Annotated in this window: 9 protein-coding genes; 7 read left to right on the top strand and 2 right to left on the bottom strand. The window is 72.0% G+C overall.

Annotated features, from left to right (window positions below; all coding sequences use genetic code 11):
- The first annotated feature begins 65 nt into the window (after positions 1–65).
- Together EAS64_RS09145 and EAS64_RS09140 are read left to right on the top strand one after the other, a co-directional pair.
- Positions 66–683 (top strand): acetate uptake transporter, encoded by a 618-nt coding sequence (locus EAS64_RS09145; protein ID WP_145852515.1) that lies wholly within the window; start codon positions 66–68, stop codon positions 681–683.
- Positions 684–833: 150 nt separating this feature from the next.
- Positions 834–1,820, top strand: a complete 987-nt coding sequence (locus EAS64_RS09140) for a mechanosensitive ion channel domain-containing protein (RefSeq protein ID WP_145852514.1) — start codon at positions 834–836, stop codon at positions 1,818–1,820.
- A 62-nt stretch (positions 1,821–1,882) separates the two neighbouring features.
- Here the strand turns inward: EAS64_RS09140 and EAS64_RS09135 are convergent, their stop codons facing one another.
- The gene (locus EAS64_RS09135; protein ID WP_145852513.1) at positions 1,883–2,917 is read right to left on the bottom strand and encodes an SAM-dependent methyltransferase; all 1,035 of its coding nucleotides are present in this window, start codon (positions 2,915–2,917) and stop codon (positions 1,883–1,885) included.
- A gap of 208 nt (positions 2,918–3,125) precedes the next feature.
- On the opposite strand from EAS64_RS09135, the gene EAS64_RS09130 reads away from it, so the two are divergent.
- From EAS64_RS09130 to EAS64_RS09110, 5 genes are all read left to right on the top strand, one after another.
- Positions 3,126–3,944, top strand: a complete 819-nt coding sequence (locus EAS64_RS09130) for a UbiA family prenyltransferase (RefSeq protein ID WP_145852512.1) — start codon at positions 3,126–3,128, stop codon at positions 3,942–3,944.
- On the top strand, positions 3,941–5,029 hold the full coding sequence (locus EAS64_RS09125; protein WP_246115600.1) for a type III polyketide synthase: 1,089 nt from the start codon (positions 3,941–3,943) through the stop codon (positions 5,027–5,029). The genes EAS64_RS09130 and EAS64_RS09125 overlap by 4 nt, the downstream gene beginning before the upstream one ends.
- A 5-nt stretch (positions 5,030–5,034) precedes the next feature.
- Positions 5,035–5,619, top strand: coding sequence for an isoprenylcysteine carboxyl methyltransferase family protein (locus EAS64_RS09120; protein ID WP_145852511.1), 585 nt, complete (start codon positions 5,035–5,037; stop codon positions 5,617–5,619).
- Positions 5,616–6,767, top strand: coding sequence for an NAD(P)/FAD-dependent oxidoreductase (locus EAS64_RS09115; RefSeq protein WP_145852510.1), 1,152 nt, complete (start codon positions 5,616–5,618; stop codon positions 6,765–6,767). Before EAS64_RS09120 ends, EAS64_RS09115 begins: the two co-directional genes overlap by 4 nt.
- A 120-nt stretch (positions 6,768–6,887) precedes the next feature.
- Positions 6,888–7,316: a hypothetical protein gene (locus EAS64_RS09110; RefSeq protein ID WP_145852509.1), complete on the top strand. Its 429-nt coding sequence runs from the start codon at positions 6,888–6,890 to the stop codon at positions 7,314–7,316.
- Between the two features lie 621 nt (positions 7,317–7,937).
- Here the strand turns inward: EAS64_RS09110 and EAS64_RS43430 are convergent.
- Entirely contained in the window at positions 7,938–11,537 is a 3,600-nt protein-coding gene (locus tag EAS64_RS43430; protein ID WP_187365804.1) for a hypothetical protein, read from the bottom strand.
- Positions 11,538–12,094 lie beyond the last annotated feature (557 nt).

Here is a 12,094-nt window from a genome sequence, read left to right as displayed (position 1 = left end):
CTATCAGCGGAATGTGATCCGTCCTGGCGATAGCCAGGGAGCTGGTCTAGCTCGGAGGCAACGTTATGAGCGTCAGCGAAGACCGCGATGCGTCAACCACGGTCCAGCCCGCGGCCGCAGCCGCACCCGTCGCCGACCCGGCCCCGCTGGGCCTGGCGGCGTTCGCACTAACAACTTTCCTGCTGTCCGCGGTCAACGCGCACTGGACATCGGGAAACTCGGCCGGCTCGGCCTTCCTCGGTTACGCGCTCGCCTATGGCGGGCTCGCGCAGTTGCTCGCAGGCATGTGGGAATTCAGGAACAGAAACGTATTCGGCGCCACCGCGTTCTCCTCGTACGGCGCATTCTGGATCGGCCTGTTCATCTGGATAAAGAACGCGCCGACGGCGACCGGTCACGATCTCGGCTGGATCCTTCTCGCGTTCGCCATCTTCAACACCTACATGCTCATCATGAGCGCCCAGATCAACCTCGCCGTATTCGGCGTGTTCCTCACGCTGGAGCTCACCGAGATCTTCCTCGCCATCGGCAACTTCACCGATGGCGGCACCGGAGGACTCAGCCAGTTCGGCGGCTACCTGGGCATCATCACCGCGTTCGTCGCTTGGTACGCCTCGGCGGCCGGCCTGGCCAACGGCCTGAACGGGAAGATCAGGCTTCCCGTCGGCAAGCCGTTGATCTAGCGGCGTCCCCCTGGGAGACATTCGCGCGCTGGGCACCCGATACGATGGCGGCCTTTGCCATCGGGCGCCCAGCGCGCGTCGTTCCGTTGACACCTGTACCGTAGGGCAGTCAGCCGCTTCGGTTCGGGTGAAAACGGGAGGATTCGCAGTATGCAGGTGCATGGCGGGCCGCCTATCGACCTGTCTGCGCAGGTGGCCAAGGTGAGAGCGAAGACCAGGCCGTGGAAGTCGATCATCGCGCTGATCTTCGCGATCGGCGCGGCGGTCACCGCCGGGTGGGCGCACAAGCACTTCTTCGCCACGGATCCCAGCCTTAGCTGGGTCATCACGGCGGTGACCGCCATCGCCTTCTGCGTCTTCGCTAGCGCGGCGACCATCGGCCTGTCGGGCAAGGCACGGTCGGTGCTCGAGCCCGTCATGGGAACCGCGCACGCCGCGATCGTCCGCTACGCGCTCGTCCTCATCGGCGCGGTCACCACGCTGATCGTCACGCTCGTGCTGTTCGGGGTCCCGGTCGGCCAGCTTCTCCTCGGCGGGGCGCTGACCAGCGTGTTTGTCGGCATCGCGGCGCAGCAGGCGCTGTCCAACGTGTTCGCGGGCATCGTGCTGCTGCTCGCGCGCCCGTTCAAGGTCGGCGACGCGGTCCGGCTGCGCGCCGGCGCCCTGTCCGGCGAGGTTGACGGCACGGTGAGCGAGATCGGCATCACCTACGTGCGGCTGTCCACCGTCAACGGCATGCTGTCGGTCCCGAACTCGCAGGTGCTCAACGCGGTCATCGGCCCGCTGCCGCCGCAGGGCAGCCAGCCGCCCATCACCCCTGACCCCTGGCCGCAGGCCGCCGTCGCGCCCGGCCCACCGCTCGCCGGCCCGCCGCAGGCAAGCCCGTCGCCGGCGGACTCATCGCGGACCGACCCCTGGCAGCTGTCCCGCGCGCAGGCGGGCCAGGCGGCGGCCGCCCCGGCGCAGCCGGCACAGTCCGTCCCGGCTGCCGCACAGCTCGCCCCGGCTGCCGCACAGCCCGCCCAGGCTGCCGCACAGCGCGGACCGTCCGCGGACGGCGCGTCCGCCGGGCCTGTCGGCACCGCGGACGGCGCGGGCGGCGCGCACCGCCCGGGGGGAACGGGCGGCGAGCAGTAGCGAGGTCCCCGTGAAGGGGGCCCGGCGCGGGGAACCGCGAACCCGTTCGGTATCGCCCTTATTCAGGCCGCGACCCGCAGGGACAGACCAGGCATGCGCAGCATCGGTATCTCGCGCCGCGAGCCGAAGCCGGCGTCGCGCAGCCAGCCGTCGAGCTCACCGGGCGTGTGCACCCGGGCTCCCGAGCTGAGGTAGACGAACAGGGCGAGCATGTCGGCGTGCGCGGAGGCGCGGCGGCCGGGTTCGGCGAAAACGTCGAGGATCGCCAGCGTCCCGCCGGGCTTCAGCGCGGCCCGGATCCGGCGCAGCAGCACGGCGGCCTGCGCCGGGGCCAGGTGGTGGATCAGGTTGAAGCACAGCACCGCGTCGTAGCCGCCGCCCAGGTCCGCGGTGGTCACGTCCCCGTCGCGGAACAGCACCCGGTCCGACAGGTCCGCCTCGGCGATGATCTCGCGGCCGACCGCCGCGCTGCCCGGCAGGTCGAGCACGGTCGCGGTCAGCCCCGGGTAGCGCCGGCACAGCGACGCGGAATACCAGCCGTGGCCGCCGCCGAGATCGAGCAGGGCGCGCGGCCGGCGCGGCATCGGGAGCTTTTTCGTGATCTCGGTCGCCGACAGCCTGGCCAGTTCCCGCTGGCCGGCCATGTAGCGCTGCCAGTACGGGTCTGCGGGCCCCGCCTCGTGCGAACCCGATGAGGTTCCCGTCCGCATGGTGTCGGACAGCCCGGCCCACCAGGACCAGTAGTCGCCCGCGCCCTCGACGTAGGCGGCCACCGACAGCCTGGAGGCCGGGTCGAGCCAGCGCCGCCCACGCCGCGTCAGCCGGTACCGTCCGGAGCGTTCCGTGACATAGCCCGCCGAGCGCAGGCAGTCGAGCAGCAGGCGGGTGGGCAGCGGGTCAAGGCCGAGATCGGCGGCGATCTTGGGCGCGGTGGCCTGCCCGCCCGCGAGGCGGGCGGTGACCCCGCTGCGGACGGCCGCGACCACCACGCCGGACAGGGCCATCCCGCCCCATGCCTCGGCGGCGGGCTCAGGCACCAGCCCCGCCCGTAGCGCCAGCCATTCGGCCGGGTTGGCACACTTCAGCGCAAGTTTCACCTATTCAGCTTTATCAAATTCTCCGACCGCATTGGCACTTCATATGTCGTGTTTTGGGTATAGATATCATCGTCTTCTACTGTCTAGCGGATTGATCTACAGTGCATATGTCCATACGAAAATCCGCCAGATGACAGTGGTGCCACCTGGCTTGCCTTGCGATGCTGATCCGGAAACGGTTCCATCTCTCTACGGGGGCGGTCAGGCCATGAACCGTGTGCGAGCGCTCGTTATCACCAGCCACCCAGGTCCATCACTCGCCATCACGGCCCTGACAACCCTGCTCGCGGCGCAGGCGGCGCCGCACGGCATCGGCCCGGCGCTGACCGCTCCCGCCCTGCTTGCCGGGCAGTTGTCCATCGGCTGGTCCAACGACGCCTGCGACGCCACCAGGGACGCGGCGGCCGGCCGGACAGATAAGCCGGTGGCGCGCGGCGATATCGGCAGGGGCGCCGTCTGGACCGCGGCCTGGATATCCGCCGCGCTCGGGCTGGCGCTCGCGCTGACCATCAGCCCGCTCACCGCGGCCCTGTACGTCCTGGTGGTCGCGCCCGGCTGGGCCTACAACCTCGGGCTCAAGGCGACGCTGGCGTCGGGCGTGATGTACCTGCTCGGATTCGGACCGCTGCCCGCGTACGCGGCGAGCACGCTGCCCGGGCACCCCGCGCCGCGCTGGCCGGTGACGCTGGCGGCCGGGCTGCTCGGCCTCGGCGCGCACTTCGCGAACGTGCTGCCCGACCTGGCGACCGACAAGAAGGTCGGCGTGGGCGGCCTGCCGCAGCGGGTCGCCGCCCGGTGGGGGCCCGCGGCGGTGCGGGGGGCCGCGCTCGTCTTGCTGCTCGGCGCCTCGGTGCTGCTGCTCATCGGCGCCACCAGGCGCTGGGTGGCCATCCCCGGCCTGGTGGCCGCGGTGCTGCTCGCCGTGGCGTCGGCACGCGGCACGGGGAAGGTGCCGTTCTACGCGGCGATCGGCATCGCCGCCGTCGACGTGCTGCTCTTCGCGCTTGGCGGGGAGGCGCTGACATGATGCCGCGGGTCCTCGCGGTCCGCTCGGCCTTCCCCGAGCATCGGCTGGCCCAGGCGGAGATCACCGACGCGTTCGCCAGCCGCGGCAGGCTCGGCCCGGCCGAGCGGGCGCTCACCGAGCGGCTGCATGGGTCCTCCGAGGTCGCTACCAGGCACATCGTGCTGCCCGTCGAAGAGTGCGTACACCTGCTCGGCGCCGAGGCGGTCAACGACCGCTACATTCCCGAGGCGACGCTGCTCGGCGAGCGGGCGCTGCGGCTCGCGCTTGACGCCGCGGGGCTGTCGCCCGCCGACCTCGACCTGCTGATCGTCACGTCGGTCACCGGAGTGGCGGTGCCGTCCCTCGACGCACGGCTGATCCCGCGGCTTGGGCTGCGGGCGGACATCAGGCGGCTGCCCATCTTCGGGCTCGGCTGCGTCGCCGGCGCGGCCGCGCTCGGGCGGTTGCACGACTACCTGCTCGGCTGGCCAGGGCAGACCGCGGCGCTGCTTGCGGTGGAGCTGTGCTCGCTGAACTGGCCGAGGTCGGGGATCACGCTGGCCGACATGGTGGCGGCCGGGCTGTTCGGCGACGGCGCGGTGGCGCTCATCGCTAGCGGCGGCCAGGCCGACCAGGTAACCGGCGCAGTGTCCGACGCCAAGTCCCCGGCAGGACCGCGACTGATCGCCTCGCGCAGCGTGGTCTATCCCGACAGCGGCGACGCGCTCGGCTGGCGGCTCAGCGCGGACGGCTTCCGCATCGTGCTCACCACCGAGCTGCCTGTCGTGGTCGAGCGCGGGCTCGCGGACAGCGTCAGCGGCTTCCTCGCCGAGCACGACCTGACCATCGACGACATCGCGAGCTGGATCTGCCATCCGGGCGGCCCGAAGGTGATCGACTCCGTGCAGCGGTCGCTTAAGCTGCCGGACAGCGCGGTGGCGGCGAGCCGCCGCTCGCTCGCTGAGGTCGGCAACATGTCCTCGGCGTCGGTGCTGCACATCCTTGAGATGATCTGTGACAGCGAACGCCCGCCCGAGGGGTCGGCCGGCCTGATGATCGGCCTGGGCCCAGGGGTGAGCGCCGAACTCGTTCTGCTGGAGTGGTGACTTCGATGATCGTTTACTGGGTGCTTCTCGGCTTCATCGCCTGCGAGCGGGTCGCCGAGCTCGCGGTGTCGGCGCGGCACGCGCAGGGGCTGCTGCGGCGCGGCGGCGTGGAGTACGGCTTCGGCCACTTCCCGGTGATGATCGCGCTGCACGTGGCGCTGATCGCCGGCTGCGTGCTCGAACCGCTGCTCGCGCACCGCACGTTCTCGCCCGGGCTCGGCTGGACGATGCTGACGGTGACCGTGCTGGCCAACGGGCTGCGCTGGTGGTGCATTCGCACCCTGGGGCCGCGGTGGACGGCGCGCGTGATTGTGCTGCCGGGCGAGCCGCTCGTCACTTCAGGTCCATATCGGTGGTTCTCGCATCCGAACTACGTGGCGGTCATCATCGAGGGCTTCGCGCTGCCGCTCACCGGGTCCGCGTGGATCACCGCGGCGACGTTCACGGTGCTCAACGCCGCCCTGCTGACCGTCCGGATCCGGTGCGAGACGCGAGCGCTCGCCACGTGTTCCGTCGATGGAGCGGCGCCCGCCGGCCAGGCGCCGGGCCCTGCAGCACCGACGGATGCGGCGGGCGCGGCGGCCTCATGATCGACGTGCTGGTCGTCGGCGGCGGCCCGGTGGGTCTGGCCACCGCCATCGCCTGCGCGCGGGCGGGCCTGACCGTCACCGTGGCCGAGCCGCGCGGCGGCCCCATCGACAAGGCGTGCGGCGAGGGCGTGATGCCCGCCGCGGTGCGGCGGCTCGCTTCCCTCGGCGTCACGCCCGACGGGCACCCGCTGCGCGGCATCCGCTACCTGGACGACCGTCACCGGGCCGACGCGCTTTTCCGGCACGGCGACGGGCTCGGCGTGCGCCGCACGGTGCTGCACGCCGCCCTGGCGTCCCGCGCGGCGGCGCTCGGCATTGAGGTGCTCCCGGTCCGGGTGACGTCCTTCGAGCGGCACTCCTCGCATGTGCGCGCCGCGGGCGTCGAGGCCCGTTACCTGGTGGCCGCCGACGGGCTGCACTCGACGATCCGCCGCTGCCTCGACCGTGACGGCGCGGTGGAGGGTTCCGTGTCCGGCCCTGGAGCGGGCGCGCGGGGTGTCGCGGAACCGCGCGGCGGGTCAGTGCGTTCGCGCGGCGGGTCAGTGCCTTCGCGCGGCGGGGCGCCGCGCTACGGGCTGCGCCGGCACTACCGGATCGCGCCGTGGACGGACCTGGTCGAAGTGCACTGGGCGGCGCACGCCGAGGCGTACGTGACCCCGGTCGGCGAGGACCTGATCGGCGTCGCCCTGCTACTCGCCAACGACGGGACCAACGGCGACGGGCCGGGCGCCGAGCGCGGTGACTTCGATTCCCGGCTTTCCGCCTTCCCCGCGCTTGCCGAACGGCTAACGGGCGCGCCGACCGCCAGCGAGGTCCGCGGCGCGGGACCCATGCGCCAGGACGTCAGGCGGCGAGTGCACGGCAGAGTTCTCCTGGTCGGCGACGCGTCGGGTTACCTGGACGCGCTGACCGGCGAGGGCATCGGCGTCGGTCTCGCCCAGGCGGAGGCACTAGCCGTCTGCCTCGCCGCGGGCCGCCCCGCCGACTACGAGCGCGCCTGGCGCCGGGTCTCCTCCCCCGCCTGGCGGCTCACCGCGGGGCTGCTGTGGTCACGGAATCAGGCGCTGCTCGGCACCCGCCTCGTGCCCGCCGCTCAGCACATCCCCGGCCTGTTCTCGATCCTCGTCAATCACGCCGCCCAGGCCTGAGTTCCGGCCGCCGGCCATCGGTTCAGGCCGGGGGCCCCTGAACAGCGATTGGTAGCCTGCCCTTCTAACCCTGCGCACGGTCCCCGCCGGCGCGCCGGGTGCGTCAACGGGGAGGCGGCGGTGGCTGGCATAACCCGATTCGGCGAACGGACGGCGGACGGCGCCGCCAGCTTCAGGTGCGCGGCCTGCGGAGAGGCAGCCGGTGTCGTGCGGACCGCGCACGCGGGCGCCCTCATCGACCTGGGACCGATGGCGGGCAGGCACGATCTCGGCCGCGACGGCTTCGTCATCGACTACTTCCTCGGCACCGTGTGGTTCGCCGCCGATCCCGCGGCGGTGGACGCGGCTCAGGCGCTCCTCGACGCGGGCTGCGCGGACCCGGCCGTCCTGCGGCGCATCGGCCGGGATCTCGTGCCCTTCTACTGCCCCGACTGCGAGCTAAACTACTGCGGCGGCGACTGGCAGGCCGAGGTGCTCTGGGACGAGGGCTTCTACCACCGCACGGTCGGCACCTGCCCGCACGGCCACCGCCACGTGCTCGACGACTGACGCACTCGCCCAGTGCCGGAGCGCCTGTCACGCGCTCCGCGCTTCTTGCTGTTATCTGGATGGCTACCAGTAGCGCGGCTGGCCGGGTATCGTCTCCAGGTCCGCGAGGACGAGTGCGCGGTCCTGGTCGTCAGCGATGTTCTTCGCGGCGGCGAGTGCCTGGTCGGTGTACTGCCGCGCCTGCGCGGCGTCCCCGTCGACCGCGCTGGCCCGGGCGAGGGCCTCGAAGGCGAATGCCAGGTCCCAGTCGCCGATGCCGTTGCGCTGGCAGATGTCCAGTACCCGCCGCGCGTGATGGAGCGCGGGCTCGGGACGGCGCAGACCCGCGATGACGGTAGAACCGTCCCCGGGGGATACTCAAGCGGTCCCGCGATGAAACGCCGGCCTTCTCGATTCAGGCGGTGCCCGCAGACGCCTGGGAACGACGAAGCCCCGCCGCGCGGGGCGCAACGGGGCTGTCGTCATTTGGGCCGGTGCGACCGGTCGCCTCCTCGGCGAGAGGCACATCGCGGCTCCAGCCGAACGGTATTCCGCGAAGGCGATATTAGGTGCGGCCCGGGGGACCCTAGCCGCACCGGCTACTTGAGTCTAACGCGACCTAGGGGGTTGGTGTTCCCTCGATCAGGTCCAATTTCCGCGTGGCTGCCGGTCAGGATCCCAGTAGACCTGCTCGGCTTGTTCCTGCTGACCCGGGGGGACCAAGCCCGGCGCGGGCTGGTAGCCGGGCGTCGTCGGCCCGGCGGGCTGGGTCGCGGAGTACCCCTCGTTCTGATAGGCGCCGGCCCAGCCGTTGCCGTCCGCGGCGTGACCGCTCCCTGCGGGGTAGCCGTTCGCGACTTGGTAGCCGTTGACGGTGCCGTAGCCGTTGGCGGCCAGCTCGCCGTTCTGGACGGCATAGCCGTTGGGCGCCGCCTGGCCGTTCTGGGCGGCGTAACCGTTGGGCGCCGCTTGGCCGTTCTGGACGGCGTAACCGTTGGCGGCCGCCTGGCCGTTCTGGGCCTCATAGCCGTTGGCAGTGGACTGACCGTTCTGGACGGCGTAACCGTTGGCGGCCAGCTGGCCGTTCTGGGCCGCGTAGCCGTTGACAGCGGACTGGCCGTTCTGGGCTGCGTAACCGTTTGGCGCCACCTGGCTGTCCTGGGCGGCGTAGATTTCCGCGGTCCCGTATCCGTTCGCGGTCCCGTATCCGTTCGCCGGTGCGTGGCCGTTCGGGACGGCGTAGCCATTCGTACCAGGATTGGCGGTGGCGTAGCCGTTCACGCCTGGAGTGAGGTTCGCAGCCGCGTACCCGTTCGAGGCGGGGCTGTCGTTGGCGGCCGAGTACGCGTTGGCGGCGGAGTTGCCGTTGGCGGCCGCATGCCCGTCCATGCCGGGGTTGCCGTTGGCGGCCGCGGCGTAGCCGTGCTGAGCGGCCTGGCCATTCGAGGTGCCGTACTGGTCCGCCGCGCCGTAGGCCGGCCCGGCGGCATAGCCACCCTGATGGGCCTGCGGGGCCGGGGTCTGCGTCGCGGCCGGCTGAGGTGCGGCGTATCCCGGAGCCGCCAGATAGGCGCCGCCGCTGGGCTGGGTGAGGCTCGGCTGGCTCGGCTGGCTCTGGCTCTGGCTCGGCTGGCTTGGGCTGGGTTGACTCGGGCTGGCCTGGCCCGGTGCGCCGGCCCCGCCGTTCTGGACGGCCGCAGGGGTGAAGGAAGGCTGGGAGGGTGCCTGCGGGATCTGCGCGTACACCGCTCCGGCGGGCTCGCCACCCGGTGCGGCCTGTGTCGCCGCGCCGCTGCCCGCCTGGGTGTAGTCGGGCATCTGGTAGCCGCCCGCACCGCCGGCGTTCCCCGCACCGTTCGCCGCGCCGCCATCGGCGGTGTAGCCGTCCGCGGCGTACCCGTTCGCGGCATAGCCGTTGGGCGCGTAGCCGTTGGCGGCGCTGCCGCCCTGCGCGTACGCGAGGGAACCGTTGCCGCTCGCGGCGTAGCCGGCTGAGCCGTTGCCGTTGGCGCTGTGCCCGTTCGGGCCGAGGCCGTCGACGCGATAGTCGCTCGCCGCGTAGCCATCGGCGCCCGGCCCGCTCTGGGCGTAGCCATTCGCCGCGCTGCCGTTGGATGCCTGCCCGTTCGCGACGGGGCCGTCGGCGGCGTAGCCGCTCACCGCGTAGCCGTCGGCGCCAGGACCGGCCGAGGGATACCCGGCGGCCGCGGCACCGCTGGGGGCCTGCCCGCTCGCGCCAAGGCTGTCGGCGCTGTAACCGTTGACCGGGTAGCCGTCGGGGGCCGGCCCGGTGGCGGGATACCCCGCGGCGGCGCCGTTGGGGCTCTGCCCATTCGCGGCTATGCCGTCGACGGCGTAGCCGGTCGCCGCGTAGTCGCTAGTGCTCTGGCCGTTCCCGGCGAGTGGGCCGGCGGCATAGGCATTCGCTGCGAAGTCATCCGTTCCCGGCCCAGTGGCGGCGCGTGCGTCGGCGCCGTAGGCATTCGCGGGGAACGCGTCGGTTCCCGGCCCAGTGGCGGCGTAGCCGGCGGCGCCCGCGGTGCTGTACCCGTTAGGACCGTAACCGTGGGAGCCGGAGCCGTTGGGGTTCGGAGCTCCGTTAGGCGCGTAGCCGTTGCCGCCTGGCGCTGCCGCGGGATACGTCCCGGTGCCAGCCGAAGCAGCGGCGGTATAGGCCCCGGTGCCCGCAGGGTTGGCCCCGAGCGGCGCGGGAACCTGGACGGCCCCGGTGGCGCGGCCGGGGGCCGCCTGCCCGAGTCCGTCCTGGCCGTAGCCCTGGGCCGCGGCGGTCGCGGCGGGGACGCCGCCCGGCACGCTCTGGTTCTTTGTCTGGTCCTGGTCGGCGGGCGTCGCCTGGTAGCCGGACGGCTGGTAGGAGGGTTGGTAGGACGGCTGGTAGGACGGCTGACCGTTGGGAGACGAGTAACGGGCAGCCTCGTGGGCCGCCGAGCCGAACGATTGCGGCCCGGTGGCCGCGTCCGCCGTCACCGGCGCCGAGAGCACCGGCTGCTGCGCGGCGTAAGCCTGGGCCGCGTATTCCTGGCTTCCCCCGACGCCCTGCTGCTCGCCCTGCCTGACCTGGCCGCTTTCCTGGAAGTAGCCGGGGAGCAGTCCCGGGTCAAGCCCGATCACCTGGTAACCGGGGTTGTCGCCGCCGCTGACGGCGGGGAAGTCGAGCGCGACGGCGCCGTGCTCGGGCCGCCCGGACACCGCGTAACCGTGCTCGTCGTAGCCGTGTTCGTCCTCGGCCGGCTGGTCGTAGGCCTGCTGCGGATAGCGCGGCGTGCCGTAGCCGGCTGGCGCGTATCCCTGCGCCTGGCCGTACGTCCCGCTCTCGTAGGCCCCGTTTTCATAGGCCTCGCCCTGGTACGCGCCGTTGCCAGGCGGCTGGTACTGCGCCGACCCGTACTGTGCCTGCTCGTACTGGGCCCGGTCGTACTGGCCCTGCTGAGACTGGCCTCGCTGAGGCTCGGACCGCGGAGACTCGACCCGCGGAGACTCGACCCGCGGAGACTGGGGCTGGGGCGGCGACGGGGGCTGGTAGGCCTGGTCCGGGTATGCGGGCGCCCCGTAGACGGCGCTCCCTTGCCCGGCGTCGCTGCCGTAGTCCCGGTTCTTACCCTGCTGAGCCGCGGCCTGCTGGCGTTTCGGCACGTCCTCGTGCGTGATGTCGAGTCGCGGCGGGGCACTGGGGACCAGGTGATCGCCGGTCACCGGGAACCCGCCGGTCGTGCGGAGGCCGCCCGTGCCCCTGAGGCCGCCGGCCGCTCGCTGGCCGTCGGCGGGCCGGGCTCCGCCGCGCTGGCCCGCCCCGTACTGGCTCGCGCCGTACTGGCCCCCGCTGTAGTTGCCCGCATTGGGCTGGGCAGCGGCGGCCGCCTGGCCCCTCGCGGACGTAAAGGCCGCGATCTGCTCGTCTGTCAGCGCGCTCATCGCCCCAGTGAACGGCTCGACCGGCGCGGCGCCTATCGCCAGCCGGGGACGCTGGCCGCTGATCGCGGCCGGTCCCGCGGTTTCATCGCCCGGGCCGCCGGTCATCCCCCGGCGCAGGGAGTCCACCATTCGAGACAGATCATCCATCGGCAGCCGGAAGGTGCCGGTGCAAGTTCCCCCCTGCCAGATGCTGAAAACCGCGATCCCGGTGTTGGCGTACCAGCTCAGGCGCATGCTGCGTGAATTGCCGCGCACATCGAAGAAGACTTCGCCGAGCCGGGGCAGGGGTGCTGCATCCGACGCTGACATGCTGCCCATGGTGGCCCCCAGCCGAACGTATGTCCACTTCGTACAGACTATTGCTCGCACGCCTCACGCGTGACCCAGTCACGCGCGCTGGCCGTGGATGGGGCGCCTGGGGGGGCCGGCGCGCCGCGCCACGCCGAATCAGCACGCAACGGATGCCAAATGGCGTGAAAAAATTCTTGCCACACCGGTAAGAAAAATGCCACCCCACCGTGCGCGAGCCATGGGGCGGGTGGCATCATAGACCCCAGGCTTTCCTGCCCCCCTCATACGGCGGATCTCTTCCGGCTGACAGCGGCAAACGGGTCAGCTACCGGACACTGTTCGTTGAGCGGGTTTCCCCTGGCTTGGTGACTGCGGTCTGCTAGCGACCGTCGCATAGTGGGGCAGGCGGTTTTCACGGATCGGCCGGCTTCCGGCTGCCTGCAAGATGTGCCATGCCCACGGGACCACGGTCCCCGCAAGCTCGATGAGGCGCGCGCAAGCGCAACGCGAACGCGCGGGAACAGTATGGGACCGTTGAGCGTTGCAGCTTGCAACAGCAGTTACCCGCGCAGGAC

The organism is Trebonia kvetii (assembly GCF_007827045.1).
Classification (GTDB): domain Bacteria; phylum Actinomycetota; class Actinomycetes; order Streptosporangiales; family Streptosporangiaceae; genus Trebonia; species Trebonia kvetii.
The sequence above is the reverse complement of the archived record's forward strand: the minus strand, read 5'-3'. Positions and strand labels throughout refer to the sequence as shown.